Origin of the sequence: Burkholderia sp. MSMB1072, assembly GCF_001524725.1 — a bacterium.
In the GTDB taxonomy this organism is placed as follows: Bacteria; Pseudomonadota; Gammaproteobacteria; order Burkholderiales; family Burkholderiaceae; genus Burkholderia.
The window spans coordinates 111438-130995 of the sequence record NZ_LOYC01000034.1; the positions used below are offsets into that span (position 1 = coordinate 111438).

The window sequence follows — 19558 nt, forward strand, 5'->3', positions numbered from 1 at the left end:
TTGCCAGACAAGCGAAGCGCTATCGCGGCGGTTGTCAATGCTTATGGCAGGGGTGGTCGGACTGGATTAGAATGACCGAGGGGCGCCGCAAGGAAAATGTAGGCGCTCGTCTACGAGTGAAGGAGTGGTGCTTTGAACAACAATATGTTTTCGAAGGCAGCGGTGTGGCTGGTGATCGCACTGGTGCTGTTTACGGTGTTCAAGCAGTTCGACAAGCCCCGCGTCCAGGAAGGCGTGTCCTATTCGCAGTTCATGGACGACGCCAAGAACGGCAAGGTCAAGAACGTCATCGTTCAGGGGCGCAACCTCACCGTCACTCCGGCTGATGGCCAGAAATACCAGATCGTGTCGCCCGGCGACATCTGGATGGTCGGCGATCTGATGAAGTACGGCGTGCAGGTCAGCGGCAAGGCCGACGACGAGCCGAACGCGCTGATGTCCGCGCTGTACTACCTCGGGCCGACGATCCTGATCATCGTGTTCTGGTTCTACATGATGAGGCAGATGCAGGGGGGCGGCAAAGGCGGCGCATTCTCGTTCGGGAAATCGCGTGCGCGGCTGATCGACGAGAACAACAACGCGGTGAACTTCTCCGACGTCGCGGGCTGCGACGAAGCGAAGGAGGAAGTGTCCGAGCTCGTCGACTTCCTGCGCGATCCGCAGAAATTCCAGAAACTGGGCGGCCGCATTCCGCGCGGCGTGCTGCTGGTCGGGCCCCCGGGTACCGGCAAGACGCTGCTCGCTCGCGCGATCGCGGGTGAAGCGAAGGTGCCGTTCTTCAGCATCTCGGGTTCGGACTTCGTCGAAATGTTCGTCGGCGTCGGCGCGGCCCGTGTGCGCGACATGTTCGAGCAGGCGAAGAAGCATGCGCCGTGCATCGTGTTCATCGACGAAATCGACGCGGTCGGCCGTCATCGCGGCGCCGGCATGGGCGGCGGCAACGACGAACGCGAGCAGACGCTGAACCAGATGCTCGTCGAGATGGACGGCTTCGAGGCGAACTCGGGCGTGATCGTGATCGCCGCGACCAACCGTTCCGACGTGCTCGACAAGGCGCTGCTGCGTCCGGGCCGTTTCGACCGTCAGGTGTATGTGGGCCTGCCGGACATCCGCGGCCGCGAGCAGATCATGCGCGTGCACCTGCGCAAGGTGCCGATCGCGAACGACGTCGACGCGGCGGTGATCGCGCGCGGCACGCCGGGCTTCTCGGGCGCCGATCTCGCGAACCTCGTGAACGAGGCGGCGTTGTTCGCCGCACGTCGCGGCAAGCGCATCGTCGAGATGCAGGATTTCGAGGACGCGAAGGACAAGATCTTCATGGGTCCGGAGCGCAAGTCGGCCGTGATCCGCGAGGAAGCGAAGCGCGCAACCGCGTATCACGAGTCGGGCCACGCGGTGATCGCGAAGCTGCTGCCGAAGGCCGACCCGGTGCACAAGGTCACGATCATTCCGCGCGGTCGCGCGCTGGGCGTCACCTGGCAGTTGCCGGAGCATGACAACGAGACGTATTCGAAGGATTACCTGCTGGACCGCCTCGCGATCCTGTTCGGTGGGCGGGTGGCCGAAGAGCTGTTCATGAACCTGGTCAGCACCGGCGCATCGGACGACTTCAACAAGGCCACGCAGACGGCGCGTGCGATGGTTGCGCGTTTCGGCATGACCGACGCACTCGGGCCGATGGTCTACGTCGACGACGAGAACGATGCGTCGCCGTTCGGCCGCGGCTTCACGCGCACGATTTCGGAAGCGACGCAGCAGAAGGTCGACTCGGAAATCCGCCGCGTGCTCGACGAGCAGTACAACCTCGCGCGTCGCCTGCTCGAAGAGAACCGCGACAAGGTCGAGGCGATGACGGCCGCGCTGATGGAGTGGGAGACGATCGACGCCGATCAGATCAACGACATCATGGAAGGCCGTCCGCCGCGCTCGCCGAAGAGCTCGCCGGCTGTCGGCGGCGATTCGTCGGGCGGCGGCAGCGCCGAGGTCAAGCCCGGCAGCGCGCCGGCGCCGGCTACGCCGGCGGCATAATCTCCGCTTTAGCACCGTTCACGGGCTGGTGTGGCTTCACACCGGCCCGTTTTGCATTCATCCACGCCCGTTGCTCGTGTCCGATTCCGCAGTGTCCCCGTTCATTTCCGCGCCGCTCCGGTGCGGCCGCTTCGAACTGACGTTCGAACGTCCGCTCGTGATGGGCATCCTCAACGCCACACCCGATTCGTTTTCCGACGGCGGCCGCTTCTTTGCGCGCGACGATGCGCTGCGCCAGGCCGAGCGGATGATCGCCGACGGCGCGGACCTGCTCGACATCGGCGGCGAATCGACGCGCCCCGGCGCGCCGCCTGTGCCGCTCGACGACGAGCTCGCGCGCGTGATTCCGCTCGTCGAGGCGCTGCGGCCGCTGAACGTGCCGCTGTCGATCGATACCTACAAGCCGACCGTGATGCGCGCGGCGCTGGCCGCCGGCGCGGACCTGATCAACGACATCTGGGGGTTCCGCCAGCCGGGTGCGATCGACGCGGTGCGCGACGGCAATAGCGGCCTGTGCGCGATGCACATGCTCGGCGAGCCGCAGACGATGCAGGTCGGCGAACCCGACTACGGCGACGTCGTGACCGACGTGCGCGATTTTCTCGCGGCCCGCGCCCAGGCGCTGCGCGACGCGGGGGTGGCGGCGGAGCGCATCTGCGTCGATCCCGGCTTCGGGTTCGGCAAGGCGGTCGTCGACGACAACTATGCGCTGCTGGCCGCATTGCCGGACACGGCGCCTGCGCGACCCGACGGGCGCACTTATCCGATTCTCGCGGGCATGTCGCGCAAATCGATGCTCGGCGCTGTGATCGGCGGCAAGCCGCCGATGGAGCGCGTCGCGGCGAGCGTGGCGGCCGCGGTGTGCGCGGTCGAGCGCGGCGCCGCGATCGTGCGCGTGCACGACGTCGCGGCGACGGTCGATGCGCTGAAAGTATGGAATGCCGTGCGCGCAGCCGCGCGGCAACGATAAGCAAGTCAGAAAGACGAAGGAGGAAGGATCCCATGGGACGTCGATATTTCGGCACGGACGGCATTCGCGGCACGGTGGGCGACGCGCCCATCACGCCGGATTTCGTATTGCGTCTCGGCTATGCGGCCGGCAAGGTACTGGCCAGCTCGGCCGACGTCGCGGCAGGCTCGCGTCCGACCGTGCTGATCGGCAAGGACACGCGCGTGTCGGGTTACATGCTCGAAGCCGCGCTCGAGGCCGGGTTCTCGGCGGCCGGCGTCGACGTGATGCTGGCCGGCCCGATGCCGACGCCCGGCGTCGCGTATCTGACGCGTGCGCTGCGTCTGTCGGCCGGTGTCGTGATCAGCGCGTCGCACAACCCGTATCACGACAACGGGATCAAGTTTTTCTCGGCTGACGGCAACAAGCTGCCCGACGACACCGAAGCCGAGATCGAAGCATGGCTCGACAAGCCGCTCGAATGCGCGCCGTCGGACGGGCTCGGCAAGGCGCGCCGCCTCGACGACGCAGGCGGCCGCTACATCGAATTCTGCAAGAGCACGTTCCCGGCCGCGTTCGACCTGCGCGGGCTGAAGCTCGTGATCGATTGCGCGCATGGCGCCGCGTACCAGGTTGCGCCGCACGTATTCCACGAACTCGGCGCGGACGTCATTCCGATCGGCGTCGCGCCGAACGGCTTCAACATCAACGACGGCGTCGGCGCGACCGCGCCGGACGCGCTGGTGCGCGCGGTGCGGGCGAACCACGCCGATCTCGGCATCGCGCTCGACGGCGACGCCGATCGCCTGCAGGTCGTGGACGCGACCGGCCGCCTGTACAACGGCGACGAGCTGCTCTACGTGCTCGTGAAGGACCGGATCGCGACCGACGGCAAGGTCGATGGCGCGGTCGGCACGCTGATGACGAACCTCGCCGTCGAAGTCGCGCTGCAGCGCGAGGGCGTGAAATTCGTGCGGGCGGCGGTCGGCGATCGCTACGTGCTCGAGCAGTTGCGCGAGCACGGCTGGCAGCTCGGCGCGGAAGGGTCGGGCCACATCCTGTCGCTCGACCGGCACTCGACCGGCGACGGCATCGTGTCGGCGCTGCTCGTGCTGGCCGCGCTGAAGCGCAGCGGCCGCACCCTCGCGCAGATGCTCGACGGCGTCACGCTGTTCCCGCAGAAGCTGATCAACGTGCGGATGAAGCCGGGCGCCGACTGGAAGGGCAGCGCGTCGATTCGCGCCGCGATCGATGCAGCCGAAGCCGCGCTCGCCGGCAGCGGCCGCGTGCTGATCCGCGCATCGGGCACGGAGCCCGTGCTGCGCGTGATGGTCGAAGCGCAGCAGGCGGCCGATGCGGTGCGCCATGCGGAGACGATTGCCGACGCGGTGCGCGCGGCGACGACCTGACCGGGGGCTGGGGCGCGCAGCGATCCGACCGGCCCGCGCGCCGGCTGCCGGTGAATATGCGTGCGGCGCCCTCGGGCGCCGTCGTTTCGTCTGACGCAAAGGTTTGCCATTGCCTGATGAGGCAACATTCGACAAACGCGCTTTTCGGATCGAATCGGGTATCCGACCCCACAATCAAACCTGCTGCCGGCCCGGGCTTCCCGTCCGGTCGATGCTGCGCTACGATGCGCCCGCACGCCCTGGGAAAAGGGCGGTCCATCTTCCCTTCCGAGTCAGGCAATTCTTGCCGCCAGCGCCGTTCCCGCGCCTCGCCGCGCCACCCCGATACTCCCTTTCAACCAGTCATGTTACTGTCACGCCAGTTTCATCGATTGTCACATTACCGTCATGAGGAGCCCCTAACCTTCGCGGTGCCGTAGTCATCCGCTCACACACTGGAGGTCTCATGAAATTGATGCAAACCGCGATTGCCGGCCTGGCTGGCGCGCTTTTCGCCGTCGCCGCCCACGCTGCCGACATCACGGGCGCAGGTAGCACGTTCGCGATGCCGATCTATACGAAATGGGCTGCGGACTATCAGCAGTCCGGCGGTTCGAAGGTCAACTACCAGGGCATCGGCTCGTCGGGCGGCCTGAAGCAGATCGTCGCGAAGACGGTCGATTTTGCCGGTTCGGACGCACCGCTGAAGGACGAAGAGCTCGCGAAGGAAGGCCTGTTCCAGTTCCCGACGGTGGTCGGCGGCGTGGTGCCGGTCGTCAACGTGCCGGGCGTGAAGGCCGGCGAACTGACGCTGTCGGGCCCGGTGCTCGGCGACATCTACCTCGGCAAGATCAAGAAGTGGAACGACCCGGCGATCGTCGCGCTGAACCCGAAGGTCAAGCTGCCGGATACGGACATCGCCGTGGTCCGCCGCGCTGACGGTTCGGGTACGAGCTTCATCTGGACGAACTACCTGTCGAAGGTCAACGACGAGTGGAAGTCGAAGATCGGCGAAGGCACGACGGTCAACTGGCCGACGGGCACGGGCGGCAAGGGCAACGACGGCGTCGCGGCCTTCGTGCAGCGCCTGCCGGGCGCGATCGGCTACGTCGAGTGGGCGTACGCGAAGAAGAACAACATGACCTACACGGCTCTGAAGAATTCGACGGGCACGGTGGTCGAGCCGAAGACGGAAACGTTCAAGGCCGCAGCAGCAGGCGCGAACTGGTCGAAGTCGTTCTACCAGATCCTGACGAACCAGCCGGGCAAGGAAGCGTGGCCGGTCGTCGGCGCGACGTTCGTGCTGCTGCACGCGAAGCAGGACAAGCCGGAGCAGGGCGCGGAAACGCTGAAGTTCTTCAGCTGGGCGTTCAAGAACGGCGAGAAGGCTGCCGACAGCCTCGACTACATCTCGCTGCCGGCGTCGGTCGAGACGGAAATCCGCAAGCAGTGGAAGACGAAGGTGACGGACGCTTCGGGCAAGCCGGTCGCCGCCGAGTAAGCCATCCAGCGGTTCGCTGCCCGGCCGTGCCGGTCGGGCAGTGTGTGCGGTAAAGCCGGGCGTTACGGCGCCCGGCGATCAAAAGCAGGCACCCATGTCTGATATTTCATACACGTCCTCCCGATCGCCCGACAGTGCACAGCGCGCGCCGAGCCGTCTCGGGGATGTCCTGTTCGGCGGCCTTGCGCGGCTCGCCGCGATCGTGACCCTGCTGTTGCTGGGCGGGATCATCGTTTCCCTGATCTTTGCGTCGATGCCGACCATCCAGAAGTTCGGCCTCGGCTTTCTGTGGCAATCCGAGTGGGATCCCAACTCGGACATCTACGGCGCACTCGTGCCGATCTACGGCACCATCGTGACGTCGATCATTGCGCTCGTCATTGCAGTGCCGGTCAGTTTCGGCATCGCGTTGTTCCTCACCGAGCTCGCACCCGTGTGGCTGCGCCGTCCGCTCGGCATCGCGATCGAGCTGCTCGCCGCGATTCCGTCGATCGTGTACGGCATGTGGGGGCTGCTCGTGTTCGCGCCGATCTTCGCCGAATACTTCCAGAAACCGATCGGCCGCCTGTTCAAGGACGTGTGGGTGCTCGGCCCGCTGACGTCTGGCGCGCCGATCGGCATCGGCATCCTCGCGGCCGGCGTGATCCTCGCGATCATGATCATCCCGTACATCGCATCGGTGATGCGCGACGTGTTCGAGGTCACGCCGGTGCTGCTGAAGGAATCGGCATACGGAATCGGTTGCACGACCTGGGAAGTGATGTGGAAGGTGGTGCTGCCCTATACGAAGACCGGTGTGATCGGCGGCGTGATGCTCGGCCTCGGCCGCGCACTCGGCGAAACGATGGCCGTGACCTTCGTGATCGGCAACACCAACCTGCTCGACAGCGTGTCGCTGTTCGCGCCGGGCAACAGCATCACGTCGGCGCTCGCGAACGAATTCGCGGAAGCGCAGCCGGGCCTGCATACGTCGGCGCTGATGGAACTGGGCCTGATCCTGTTCGTGATCACGTTCATCGTGCTGTCCATCTCCAAACTGCTGCTGCTTCGTCTCGAGAAGGGAGAGGGCAAGAAATGAGCGAGCCCATCATGAATTTCCCGGGGCCGGACGGCGCCGCGCTCGACGCGATGCGCAACCGCCTGCAGCGCAAGCGCAAGGCGGTCAACGCGATCGCGCTCGCCGCGTCGCTCGGCGCGATGGCCTTCGGCCTGGTGTGGCTCGTGTGGATTCTCTACACGACGGTGCACCTCGGCGTCGGCGGCCTGTCGCTGCAACTGTTCACCGAATCGACGCCGGCACCGAACACGGAAGGCGGCGGTCTCGCGAACGCGATCGTCGGCAGCCTGCTGCTCTGCGGCTTCGGCACGCTGGTTGGCACGCCGATCGGCATCCTCGCGGGCGTCTATCTCGCCGAATACGGCCAGAAGAACCTGCTGGCGAGCACGATCCGCTTCATCAACGACATCCTGCTGTCGGCGCCGTCGATCGTCATCGGCCTGTTCGTGTACGCGATCGTCGTCGCGAAGTCGGGGCGCTTCTCGGGCTGGGCCGGCGTGATCGCGCTCGCGCTGCTGCAGATCCCGATCGTGATCCGCACGACCGAGAACATGCTGAAGCTCGTGCCGAATGCGCTGCGCGAAGCGGCCGTCGCGCTCGGCACGCCGAAGTGGCGCATGGTGCTGAAGATCACGCTGCGCGCGTCGGTCGGCGGGATCGTGACGGGCGTGCTGCTCGCGGTCGCGCGGATCGCCGGCGAAACGGCGCCGCTGCTGTTCACCGCACTGTCGAACCAGTTCTTCTCGTGGGACATGAGCCAGCCGATGGCGAACCTGCCGGTCACGATCTACAAGTTCGCGATGAGCCCGTTCGCGGAATGGCAGTCGCTCGCATGGGCGGGCGTGTTCCTGATTACGCTCGGGGTGCTCGGACTGAACGTCCTGGCGCGCTCGATCTTCTCGAAAAAGTAACGGCGGAGCAATCCGATGAATATGGCAGAAAGCCACCTGAATCCCGTCGAGCGCAACGCTGCGCCCACCGGCACGCAAGATGCGGCGAACGGCCGTCCGCTCGCGCCGCTGAACGCGAAGATCGAGGTCAACAACCTCAACTTCTTCTACAACAAGTTCCACGCGCTGAAGAACATCAACCTGCGCATTCCCGAAGGGAAGGTGACGGCGTTCATCGGCCCGTCGGGCTGCGGCAAGTCGACGCTCTTGCGCACGTTCAACAAGATGTTCGCGCTCTATCCGGAGCAGCGCGCCGAAGGCGAAATCCTGATGGACGGCGAGAACCTGCTGACGACGAAGCGCGACATCTCGCTGCTGCGCGCGCGGATCGGCATGGTGTTCCAGAAGCCGACCCCGTTCCCGATGTCGATCTACGACAACATCGCGTTCGGCGTGAAGATGTTCGAAAAGCTCACGCGTTCGGAAATGGACGACCGCGTCGAGTGGGCGCTCACGAAGGCCGCGCTGTGGAACGAAGTGAAGGACAAGCTGAGCCAGAGCGGCTACGGGCTGTCGGGCGGCCAGCAGCAGCGTCTGTGCATCGCGCGCGGCATTGCGATCCGTCCGGAAGTGTTGCTGCTCGACGAACCGTGCTCGGCGCTCGACCCGATCTCGACGGGCCGCATCGAAGAGCTGATCGCGGAGCTGAAGAGCGACTACACGGTCGTGATCGTCACGCACAACATGCAGCAGGCCGCACGCTGCTCGGATTACACGGCCTACATGTACCTGGGCGAGCTGATCGAGTTCGGCGAGACCGAAAAGATCTTCATCAAGCCGGTGCGCAAGGAAACGGAAGACTACATCACCGGCCGCTTCGGTTGATGACGGAGAACAACAGTCATGTCGGATAAACATCTGTCGAGCCAGTTCGATGCGGACCTGAATGCCGTGTCGTCGAAAGTGCTGGAAATGGGCGGCCTCGTGGAGTCGCAGATCGTCGGCGCGATGCACGCGCTGAACGAATTCGATCGCGGTGCGGCCGAGAAGGTGATCGCGGCCGAGGAAACGCTGAACGCGATGGAAGTGGACATCGACCAGGAGTGCGGCAACATCATCGCGCGGAGGCAGCCCGCAGCGCGCGATCTGCGTCTTTTGATGTCGATTTCGAAAACGATTACGAACCTCGAACGCGCCGGCGACGAGGCCGAGAAGATCGCGAAGCGCGTGCGCCGCCTGGTCGACGAGCCGGCCGCGCGCGCGGTCAACATCGCCGAGATCAAGGTGTCGGGCGAGATGGCCGTGACGATCCTGCGCCGCGCGCTCGACGCGTTCGCGCGTCTCGATACGGTGGCCGCCGCGCAGATCGTCAAGGACGACAAGGAGATCGACATGGAGTTTCGCGCGTTCGTGCGCAAGCTCGTGTCGTACATGCAGGAAGATCCGCGCACGATCTCGGTCGGCCTCGATTACCTGTTCATCGCGAAAGCGATCGAACGGATCGGCGACCACGCGAAGAACATCGCCGAATTCATCATCTACATCGTGAAGGGCACCGACGTACGGCACCAGCCGCGCGACACGCTCGATCGCGAAGCCAACAGTTAATCGACTCCGTATAGGAAGAACAGAGGTGCCGATGCCCAGCAACATTCTCGTCGTTGAAGATGAGCCCGCGATTTCCGAACTGATCTCGGTGAATCTCCAGCACGCCGGTCACTGCCCGATCCGTGCGTACAACGCCGAACAGGCGCAGAACCTGATCAGCGACGTGCTGCCCGATCTCGTGCTGCTCGACTGGATGCTGCCGGGCAAGTCCGGTATCGCGTTCGCGCGCGACCTGCGCAACAACGAACGGACCAAGCACATCCCGATCATCATGCTCACCGCCCGCGGCGACGAGCAGGACAAGGTGCTCGGCCTCGAGATCGGCGCGGACGACTACGTGACGAAGCCGTTCTCGCCGAAGGAACTGATGGCGCGCATCAAGGCCGTGCTGCGCCGCCGCGCGCCGCAGCTGACCGAGGACGTCGTGTCGATCAACGGGCTGCGCCTCGACCCGGCCACGCATCGCGTCGCCGCGCACGGCGACGGCAGCGAGATCAAGCTCGATCTCGGCCCGACCGAGTTCCGCCTGCTGCATTTCTTCATGACGCATCCGGAGCGCGTGCACAGCCGCACGCAACTGCTCGATCAGGTGTGGGGCGACCATGTGTTCGTCGAGGAGCGTACCGTCGACGTGCACATCAAACGATTGCGCGCGGCCTTGAAACCGGCCGGCTGCGATGCGATGATCGAAACCGTGCGCGGCAGCGGCTACCGCCTCGCCAAGCACGCGTAACGTATTCGGGCATGCCGTGTGCCGCGGCATGCCGTTCATTCTTTCGGACGCTGAATCATGAACATCATCTGGGCGCGCTTTCTGGTGTCGCTCGTGCTGCTCGTGCTGATCGGCGTATTGGTCGGCGTCTTCGCCGGCCCGACCGCGGGCCTTGCGTTCGTGGTCGTGATGCTGGTCGCGCAGGGCTTTTTCAGCACTTTCCATACGCAACGTTTGTGGCGCCTGCTCGATGCGCCGGTCTACGGCGAAGTGCCGAGCGCGCCGGGCATCTGGGGCGAAATCTATTATCGGCTGCACAAGCTCGCGAAGCAGTGGCATGCGCAGGTGCGACAGGTCGAACAGCAGCACTCGCGCTTCATCCAGGCGATCCAGGCATCGCCGAACGGCGTCGCGATGCTCGACGACCACGACCAGATCGAGTGGTGCAACGCGATCGCCGAAGTCCATTTCGGGCTCGATGCGAAGCGCGACTTGCGCCAGCACATCACGAACCTGGTGCGCCATCCCGATTTCGTCCGCTACCTGAATGCGCAGCATTACGACGAGACGCTCGTGATGCGCGGCATGGGCGACTCGCGGCAGAACGTGCTGGCCGTGCAGGTGTTTCCGTACGGCGAGAACCGCAAGCTGCTGCTCACGCAGGACATCACCGAGCTCGAGCGCACCGACGCGATGCGGCGCGACTTCGTCGCGAACGTGTCGCACGAATTGAAGACGCCGCTCACCGTGCTGTCGGGCTTTCTCGAGACGATGCGCGAGCTGCCGCTGAACGAGGAGGATCGCGCGCGCTATCTCGACATGATGGAGCAGCAGGCATCGCGGATGCGGCACATCGTGACCGACCTGCTGGTGCTCGCGAAGCTGGAAGGCGAGAGCAAGCCGCCGGTCGATCACGCGATCGACATGCGTGCGGTGTTCGATCATCTGAAGGAGGATGCGCACACGCTGTCGAACGGGCATCACGACATCGCGTTCTCGATCGACGAGACGCTCGGCGTTACGGGCGCGCAGACGGAACTGTTCAGCGCGTTCGCGAATCTCGTCACGAACGCGATCCGCTATACGCCGGACGGCGGCAAGATCGTCGTGTCGTGGCGGCGCGAAGGCGCGCAGGGCGTGTTTTCCGTCACGGACAGCGGCTTCGGGATTCCGGCCGCGGACCTGCCGCGGCTCACCGAGCGCTTCTACCGCGTCGATCGCAGCCGTTCGCGCGATACGGGCGGCACGGGCCTCGGGCTCGCGATCGTCAAGCACGTGCTGCAGCGGCACGACGCGCATCTGTACGTGCAGAGCGAGGAAGGGCGCGGCAGTACGTTCACCGCACGGTTCCCGGGCTCGCGCATCATCGCGATCCGACCGGCCGCTTACGAGGCATGATCGCGTAGCGGTCGGCGTAAAAAAAGCAGCCCGCGGGCTGCTTTTTTTTGGCGAAGCGGCGCTCGACCCGCATCGCGCCGAGGGCTCACGAGCAGAACTTCGCGAGTAACCCGAGCTGCGCGTTGCGGATCGTCTTGCCGGTGCGACGGCGGCGATAGTGGCCGTCGCTGTGCATCTGCCATGCCGACTGATTGTCGCCGAGGCACACCGACAGCCCTTCGGCGATCACGCGCCGCTTGAGCTTGCGCTCGCGGATCGGGAACGCGACTTCGACGCGGCGGAACAGGTTGCGGTCCATCCAGTCGGCACTCGACAGATAGACGTCCTCGGCGCCGCCCGCGTGGAAATAGTAGATGCGGTGGTGTTCGAGGAAGCGGCCGACGATCGAGCGCACCGTGATGTTTTCCGACAGCCCCGGCACGCCGGGCTTCAGCGCGCAGACGCCGCGCACGATCAGGTCGACCTTGACGCCGGCCTGCGACGCTTCGTACAGCGCGGCGATCACCGACGGCTCCAGCAGCGCGTTCATTTTCGCGACGATGCGGGCGCGCTTGCCGGCCTGCGCATTGACGATCTCCGCGCGGATCGAATCGATGATGCGCGGATGCAGCGTGAACGGCGACTGCCACAGCTCGTGCAGCGTCAGTTCGCCGCCGATCCCGGTCAGTTGCTGGAATACGTGATGAACGTCCTCGCAGATTTTCTGGTCGGCCGTCATCAACCCGAAGTCGGTGTAGAGGCGCGCGGTGCGCGGATGGTAGTTGCCGGTGCCGAGATGCACGTAGCGGCGCAGCGACGCCTTGCCGGCCTGCACCACGCGTCGCACGATCAGCATCATCTTCGCGTGGCACTTGTGGCCGACCACGCCGTACACGACATGCGCCCCGACGGCTTCGAGCTGCGATGCCCAGTTGATGTTGGTTTCCTCGTCGAAGCGCGCGAGCAGCTCGACGACGACGGTCACTTCCTTGCCGTTGCGCGCGGCTTCCATCAGCGCGTCCATCAGCGGCGAGTCGGTGCCGGTGCGGTAGATCGTCTGCTTGATCGCGACGACGCTCGGGTCTCTCGCGGCCTGCTGCAGCAGTTCGAGCACCGGCTGGAAACTCTCGTACGGGTGGTGCAGCAGGATGTCGCCGGCGTCGATCGCGTCGAACATCGTCGGCGCGTTGGTGATGGCGGCAGGCGTCGATGCGGTAAACGGCGTGAACTTCAGGTCGGGGCGGTCGACGAGATCGGGAATCTGCATCAGGCGCACGAGGTTCACGGACCCGGCCACGCGATAGCAGTCCTTGTCGCCGAGTTCGCTTTCCTCGAGCAGGCGTCGCACGATGTGCAGCGGCGTGTCGGCCGACACTTCGAGGCGTACCGCGTTGCCGAGGTGGCGCGCGGGCAGTTCGCCCTGCAGCGCGACACGCAGGTTCGTGATTTCGTCTTCGTCGACGAACAGCTCGCTGTTGCGCGTGATGCGGAACTGGTTGCAGCTCTTCACGATGAGTTGCGGGAAGAGTTCGCCGACGAAGCGCTGCATGAACGAGCTCAACAGCACGAAGCCGTGCTCGAAACCCGACAGCGCATGGGGCATGCGCACCACGCGCGGCAGCGCGCGCGGCGCCTGCACGATGCCCATCACGGCCTGGCGACCGAACGCGTCGCGGCCTTCGAGCTCGACGACGAAGTTCAGGCTCTTGTTCAGCACGCGCGGGAACGGATGGGCGGGATCGAGGCCGATCGGCGTCAGCACGGGCAGCAGCTCGTCGAGGAAGTAGTGGCGCGCCCATTCGAGCTGCTCGTCGTTCCACGAGTCGCTCGCATGGAAGTAGATGCCTTCCTGTTCGAGCGCCGGCAGCACGGTTTCGTGCAGCATCGTGTACTGTCGATGAACGAGCCGTTGCGCGCGTTCGACGACGAGATCGTAAGCGTGCTGTAACGACATGCCGTCGGGCGTCAGCGCGCCGGGGTTGTCGCGGATTTGTTCCTGCAGGCCGGCCATCCGGACTTCGAAGAATTCGTCGAGGTTGCTGCTGGTGATGCAGATGAAGCGCAGGCGCTCGAGCAACGGCACTTGCGGATCGGCCGCCTGGGCCAGCACGCGCTCGTTGAAACCGAGGATGCCGAGTTCACGATTGAGAAGCGGGTAACGGACGGACATCGGCAGAGTAGGGGGGAATTCAGGCGATGAATCGAAAGGACGCTCGGAAACTCTCACGGTACGATGACGTGCTGATGACAACAATGGTTTTATATCGGGAAATTCTACGCCGTAACCGTTTCGTCGCATAAATGTTTCGGCTATATGGAATCGAGCCGTGTGCATGCCCGTGAAGCGTGGCAACGGCAAGCGTTCCACGCTTAAAATGTCGCCTTTGATTGATCGCCCGCGGTTGCCGGAACGGCTGCCGCGGAAGAACGCGCACGGAGCCCCCTTCTGATGGTTACAACTCCCCACTTGCTGGCTGCCGTGGATCTCGGCTCGAACAGCTTCCGGCTGATCGTCGGGCGCGTCGAGGAAACGCCGGCGGGCAGCCAGATCTATCCCGTCGACGCGCTGCGCGAGCCGGTCCGGCTGGCCGCCGGCCTGTCGAGCGACAAGATGCTCGATCGCGCGTCGCAGGAGCGTGGCTGGGAGGCGCTCAAGCGGTTCGGCGAGCGCCTGCGCGATTTCCATCCCGATCATGTGCGCGCGGTGGCGACCAACACGCTGCGCGTCGCGAAGAACGCCGCCGAATTCCTCGGCGAGGCCGAGGCGGCGCTCGGGTTCCCGATCGAAGTGATCGCGGGCCGCGAAGAGGCGCGCCTCATCTATGCGGGCGCCGCGCACTCGGTGCCGGCGAGCGCCGGCAAGCGGCTCGTCGTCGACATCGGCGGCGGCTCGACCGAATTCATCATCGGTTCGCACTACACGCCGATCGTGATGGAGAGCCTATATATCGGCTGCGTGAGCCATAGCCGCGCCTTCTTTCCGGCCGGCAACGTCGACGAATACACGATGCGGCAGGCCGAACTCGCGGCCAAGCGCGAGATCCAGATCATTTCGAGCGAATACAAGAAGGCCGGCTGGGACCAGGCGATCGGGTCGTCCGGCACCGCGCGCGCGCTCGCGGAACTCGTCGAGGCGAACGGCTTCAACGATCCGGGCATCACGCACGGCATTTCGCGCGGCGGCCTCGAGCGGCTCAAGCGTGCGCTGATCAAGGCGGAGAACGTCAACCGGCTGAAGCTGATCGCGCTGAAGCCCGACCGCGTGCCGGTGCTCGCGGGCGGTCTGGCGATCATGCTCGCGGTGTTCGAGGAGCTGGGCGTCGACTACGTCGATACGACCGACGGCGCGCTGCGCCTCGGTGTGCTGTACGACCTGCTCGGCCGGACGCAGCACGAGGACATGCGTGCCGTGACCGTCGAGGGTTTCATGCGCCGCTACGGCGTCGATCGTGCGCAGGCCGAGCGGATCGGCGCGCTCGCGGGGCGTTTCTACGACGAGCTCGAGGAAGACGACGAGGAAGCGCGCGAGGAAGGGCGGATGTTCCTCGGCTGGGCGGCCGCGTTGCACGAGATCGGCCTGTCGATCTCGCACAGCGCGTATCACAAGCATTCGGCCTATATCGCGAGCAACGCGGACATGCCGGGTTTTTCGCGCACCGACCAGGCGCGGCTCGCCGCGCTCGTGCTCGGCCATGCAGGCAAGCTCGGGAAATTGTCGCAGGCGCGCGAGGTCGAGTGGCCGCTGCTGTTCTGCTTGCGGCTCGCGGCGCTGCTGTGCCGGCGCCGGACCGACGCGGGGCTGCCCGACATTTCCGTTTCGCAGATGAAGAAGGGCGGCTATGAGGTGCGTCTGCCGAACGCCTGGGTCGAGCAGAACCCGTTGACCGACTACAGCCTCAGCCAGGAGGCGGCGGAGTGGGAGAAGGTCGGGATCCCGTATCGCGTGGTGTATACCGGCGCGTGACAGGTCGATAGCGGGCCCGGAAGGCGCTCAGGCTCCGGGGGGGAGGCGATATGCGGCGGCGCTCCGTCAGGCGCGCCGCACGAGCGTGCTGGCGGTCCGCTCAGTCCGACGAGCAGACGATCGCGGTCAGGAACGGGAACGCCTGCTTGACGGTTGCGTCGCTGCCGGCCTTGCGCACGGCTTCCTCGACCGAACTCTTCGTCCCGCGCACGACGACCCCGTAGGCCCAGTCGCCGATCGGCGTGCCGTCGCCCGGACGGAAGATCGGGTCATTCGCCTGGTAGCCGAGCACGACATAGACGCCGAAGCCGTAGGCCGTCAGCGGGCGGTTCGTGCGGAACGCATTGACCGAATTCGATTCGACGTGCATCGGCTCCGACTGGATGTCGCCGGAGGCGAGCAGCGGTGCGACGAACTTGTGGCCGGTCGAATGGCAGTCGAGTGCGTCGTCGAGCGCTTTCGCCGACGCGGTGCCGGCGGCGGCGAGCACGAGCAGCGACGCGCAGAGGGCTGGCTTGAGAACGTTGTTTTTCATGCGCGGTGGCGGGTTGTTCACACGTATTATCGCGTGTTCCAGCAAGTTCCGTGCGCGGGCTTGGCGGTGGAGGTGCGGGCGCGTCGCTGCGGCGGTCGATTCGTGCCCGGGCCGCACCGGGGCGAGTCCCGAAAGCGGGCGAGCATCCAAGGGTCGACAAAAAACGCCCGTAAAAACGGAAAAAGGGGCCAGCCTCAGTTCGGAGGGAGCCGGCGGCGCATGTCGGAAGGCATGCAGCGCGTGACCCGGGTAGAGGGCTTGGGCTTCCCATTCGTCAATCGTTGGATCGAAAAAACTCGTACTGAAGAACGGGCGCGGTAACGGCGGAAGGTGTAGGCGACGTTGGAACAGGAATCTGAGTAGCGCGCCGCCTGAGAAACAGTACGACGCCGGTACAGACAAGAATCAGAACAAGGGCATTGCCAATGGCGAAGGCAAGAGTGGGATGCACGTGAAATTCCTGAGCTAAGGGCACCGATGCGGGATTACATCGGCGGTGCGCCCGTAATAGGCCGTACTCGGGAAAGTGATATATGAGTGAATCTTTTTAGAATCGACCGCTGCGGTCGAACCAGGGCGCGCGCGAGTTTGTTCTTGAACGGGGTGCTCGTGTAGATGGATATATGCCTTCGCGAATTCATTGCCTGGCGCCCACTCAAAAATAACGGGATGTCCGGGAGCTTCGTGAAGGCGGGCCGGATGCAGCGATTGTTCGACGTTATATTGCAACCGACAGATATGTCGAGCGCGTTGGCATGTGACTGCATAGCTTTGTAAGGAAGCGCCGTCGCACGAAGTTAATCTAAGTTGGCTTTCTGAAAGCAATGTCTTTATAAGGCGACGGGCGTGCGCATTTTCCACTAACGTTTGCTATGCTCTAATATCGAAATCAGATCGGGATTTTATTTCCATTTGCTTTCGGAAATTTTACATTAACATTATCGTCGAATTGTCTGAGAGCAATCGACGTGTTCCCTAAACGGGGTTGATGCATGGCATCGGACATGCTGGATAAGGTGCTGCGCGGCGGTTACGCGCAGTTCGATCGAATCGTCAAACTCGACACTCCACTGGGCAACAACTGGCTCACGCCACTGTACGTCAAGATCAAAGCGCGGCTTGGGCGCAATTTCGAGGTGACTGTCGATGCCTCGTCCGTCGTCGGCGACAAGATCAAGCTCAACGCTCTGATGCTGCAACCCGTCACGCTCTGGATCCGCCAGACAGACGGCGGCTATCTGCCAATTCACGGCTACGTGCAACAGGCTCGCCGTCTGGGAAACGATGGCACGTTGTCGTATTTTCAGCTCCATTTCGCTTCGTGGTTGAGCTTCCTCAAGCTCAGCAGCGATCGGCGCGACTGGCAGGAAGCCGGCGGCTGGCAGATTCTCACCGACGTATTCGACAAGCATCCCCAGGCTTCCGGCAACTATGGACAGGAACTGCGCACGGCAATGCGCTCGTATTCGCACCGTGTGCAATGGGAAACCGACTGGAATTTCGTGCACCGGAGTCTGGAGGAAGTCGGGGTGTTTCCGCGCTTCGATTTTGCGAAGGATGGCAAGTCGCACAAGGTCGTCATGATGGACGACCTCTATTTTGGGCCGTCGCTACCGAATTCGGAGATGAAGTTCAGCCACGCGGGTACCGACGAGGATTTCGATGGGCTTACCCAGTTGAGCGAACAGCAGGACGCCCAAAGTGCGACGCTGACGCTGGGCACCGTTGACTACAAGCGGCCTGACCTCGACAAACAGGCGAGCACGCCAGCGGCTGACCTTGATGAGTTACCCGGTCAAGGCGAAGAGTATCTCTATACCGGCTCACAGACGTGGGCCGAATCTGATGCTGGACAGCAACAGGCGCGCATCCGCACCGAGGAATGGGCTTCGCGAGCAAAACGCTATTTCGCGATCGGCAGTCCCCGCTATGCATTGCCCGGCTACTGGTTCAAGGTGTCGGGACATCCCCTCTTCGATACATTGCCGGAGGAGGAGCGTGAGCTGTCGATCATCGCGAGCGACTGGTTAATCCAAAATAACTTGCCCGGCATAGACGCGCTCACGCGATTCCCGCGCAGTCTGCGCAGCGAGATCGAACAGGTCAAGGTGGCCGGAACCGGTACGACCGTGAGTCACCGTGATGGCGGTATCGGATTTTTTCACGTCGAGATCGAAGCGCAACGCCGCAAGACGCCGTTCCGCAGCCCGTTCGAGCACGAGAAGCCCGAGATGCACTTGCAGACGGCGATCGTCGTGACGGACAGCGACGAGGAAATCCACACGGACGACGGCAATCGTGTGCGGGTCCGCACATCAAACAGTCGAAAGGATCGCAATACGAAGTCCACGTCGTGGATTCGTGCAGCGATGCCGGACGCAGGTTCAAAGCGCGGCGGTTACTTCCCGTTGCGCAAAGACGATCAGGTGCTCCTCGGATTCGTGAATGGCGACTGCGACCGGCCGGTGATCATCTCGCGACTGCACGGCGGCGCGACGATGCCGGTGTGGCACACGCACGGCCTGCTGTCCGGCTTCCGTTCTCGCGAATACGGCGGCGACGGCTTCAACCAGCTTGTCATGGATGATTCGAGCGGTCGGAACCGAGTTCACCTTTATTCGTCGAGCTACAGTTCTCACCTGCATTTGGGTTACCTGATCGAACAATCCGATAACACGCGCGGCTCGTTCCTCGGCAACGGATTCGACCTGAAGTCCGGTGCGTACGGCGCGGTACGCGCCGAGCAGGGGCTCTATGTATCGACGCAGCCAGCCACTGCCCAGCCGCTGAACGTAACGGCCGCCACCGATCCGCTTGCCGGCGCGGAAGCCGTGCTCGAGACCGTGTCGAAGGCCAGTGAAACGAACCGCGCCGAAAGCCTCCAGGACGGTCAGGCCGCGCTGAAGTCGTTCACCGACGCAACACAGCGCACGGTTGCTGGTTCTGCCAGCGGCGGCCGTACAGCGGGCGGCGGCACGGGCAATGCGAACGGTTTTGCGAAGCCGGTGATGCTGCTGTCGAGTCCTGAAGGCATCGCCGCGTCGACGCAGCAGTCGGTGCATGTCACGGCGAACCAGCACGCGAACGTTGTTGCAGGCAAGAACGTCAACTTGGCCGCCGGTAAAGCGTTACTGGTCAGTGTGCTCGACAAGATCAGCCTGTTCGCGCAAAACCTCGGCATCAAGATTTTCGCGGCGAAGGGACCGGTAGACATCCAGGCGCAAAGTGGCTCGGCCTCGCTAGTGGGGCTGCAGGACGTGAAGATCGAAAGCGCGGACGGACGGCTGATTCTGACGGCCGCGAAGGAGGTGTGGATCGGCGCGGGTGGCTCATACATCAGCATCAAGGGCGGTTTGATCGAGAACGTGACGACCGGACAGATTCTGGAAAAATGCGGGAACTGGGACAAGTCGAGCGGCGCGAGCGGGACGATTCGCGATCCGTTGCAGGCAACGCCGGTGTCAACTGACGGCGGACGAGGTTCGCTCTTCTCCGGCTGACGCCCGACCGGCAACCCCGTAGCGACAAAAAAGAGAAACGAGAGATTCC

The 19558-nt window shown here is 64.2% G+C and carries 14 protein-coding genes; 12 read left to right on the forward strand and 2 right to left on the reverse strand.

Annotated elements, in window-relative coordinates; all coding sequences use genetic code 11:
- The first annotated feature begins 132 nt into the window (after nucleotides 1–132).
- From ftsH to phoR, 10 genes are all read left to right on the forward strand, one after another.
- Nucleotides 133–2028 (forward strand): ATP-dependent zinc metalloprotease FtsH, encoded by a 1896-nt coding sequence (gene ftsH / locus WS89_RS17995; protein WP_034206953.1) that lies wholly within the window; start codon nucleotides 133–135, stop codon nucleotides 2026–2028.
- A gap of 76 nt (nucleotides 2029–2104) precedes the next feature.
- The gene (gene folP / locus WS89_RS18000) at nucleotides 2105–2998 is read left to right on the forward strand and encodes a dihydropteroate synthase (protein ID WP_156440568.1); all 894 of its coding nucleotides are present in this window, start codon (nucleotides 2105–2107) and stop codon (nucleotides 2996–2998) included.
- A 32-nt stretch (nucleotides 2999–3030) separates the two neighbouring features.
- Nucleotides 3031–4386: a phosphoglucosamine mutase gene (gene glmM / locus WS89_RS18005; RefSeq protein ID WP_059501982.1), complete on the forward strand. Its 1356-nt coding sequence runs from the start codon at nucleotides 3031–3033 to the stop codon at nucleotides 4384–4386.
- A 445-nt stretch (nucleotides 4387–4831) separates the two neighbouring features.
- Entirely contained in the window at nucleotides 4832–5866 is a 1035-nt protein-coding gene (gene pstS, locus WS89_RS18010) for a phosphate ABC transporter substrate-binding protein PstS (RefSeq protein ID WP_034206955.1), read from the forward strand.
- Between the two features lie 94 nt (nucleotides 5867–5960).
- Nucleotides 5961–6944 (forward strand): phosphate ABC transporter permease PstC, encoded by a 984-nt coding sequence (gene pstC / locus WS89_RS18015; RefSeq protein WP_059501984.1) that lies wholly within the window; start codon nucleotides 5961–5963, stop codon nucleotides 6942–6944.
- Entirely contained in the window at nucleotides 6941–7834 is an 894-nt protein-coding gene (pstA, locus tag WS89_RS18020; protein ID WP_059501986.1) for a phosphate ABC transporter permease PstA, read from the forward strand. The genes pstC and pstA overlap by 4 nt, the downstream gene beginning before the upstream one ends.
- Nucleotides 7835–7849: 15 nt before the next feature.
- Nucleotides 7850–8698 (forward strand): phosphate ABC transporter ATP-binding protein PstB, encoded by an 849-nt coding sequence (gene pstB, locus WS89_RS18025; RefSeq protein ID WP_059501988.1) that lies wholly within the window; start codon nucleotides 7850–7852, stop codon nucleotides 8696–8698.
- A gap of 18 nt (nucleotides 8699–8716) precedes the next feature.
- Entirely contained in the window at nucleotides 8717–9421 is a 705-nt protein-coding gene (phoU, locus tag WS89_RS18030; protein WP_059792414.1) for a phosphate signaling complex protein PhoU, read from the forward strand.
- Nucleotides 9422–9452: 31 nt separating this feature from the next.
- A complete protein-coding gene (phoB, locus tag WS89_RS18035; protein ID WP_006750313.1) occupies nucleotides 9453–10154 on the forward strand; it encodes a phosphate regulon transcriptional regulator PhoB in 702 nt (233 codons plus the stop codon).
- A 57-nt stretch (nucleotides 10155–10211) separates the two neighbouring features.
- The gene (gene phoR, locus WS89_RS18040; RefSeq protein WP_059501992.1) at nucleotides 10212–11531 is read left to right on the forward strand and encodes a phosphate regulon sensor histidine kinase PhoR; all 1320 of its coding nucleotides are present in this window, start codon (nucleotides 10212–10214) and stop codon (nucleotides 11529–11531) included.
- 85 nt (nucleotides 11532–11616) lie between these two features.
- On the opposite strand, the gene ppk1 is transcribed toward phoR, so the two are convergent.
- Nucleotides 11617–13680, reverse strand: a complete 2064-nt coding sequence (gene ppk1 / locus WS89_RS18045) for a polyphosphate kinase 1 (protein ID WP_059792416.1) — start codon at nucleotides 13678–13680, stop codon at nucleotides 11617–11619.
- Nucleotides 13681–13959: 279 nt separating this feature from the next.
- On the opposite strand from ppk1, the gene ppx reads away from it, so the two are divergent.
- On the forward strand, nucleotides 13960–15474 hold the full coding sequence (gene ppx, locus WS89_RS18050; protein WP_059501996.1) for an exopolyphosphatase: 1515 nt from the start codon (nucleotides 13960–13962) through the stop codon (nucleotides 15472–15474).
- A gap of 100 nt (nucleotides 15475–15574) precedes the next feature.
- On the opposite strand, the gene WS89_RS18055 is transcribed toward ppx, so the two are convergent.
- Nucleotides 15575–16009, reverse strand: a complete 435-nt coding sequence (locus WS89_RS18055) for a hypothetical protein (protein ID WP_059792419.1) — start codon at nucleotides 16007–16009, stop codon at nucleotides 15575–15577.
- A 1004-nt stretch (nucleotides 16010–17013) separates the two neighbouring features.
- On the opposite strand from WS89_RS18055, the gene WS89_RS18060 reads away from it, so the two are divergent.
- Nucleotides 17014–19509, forward strand: a complete 2496-nt coding sequence (locus WS89_RS18060; RefSeq protein WP_373558392.1) for a type VI secretion system Vgr family protein — start codon at nucleotides 17014–17016, stop codon at nucleotides 19507–19509.
- The last annotated feature ends 49 nt before the right edge of the window (nucleotides 19510–19558 follow it).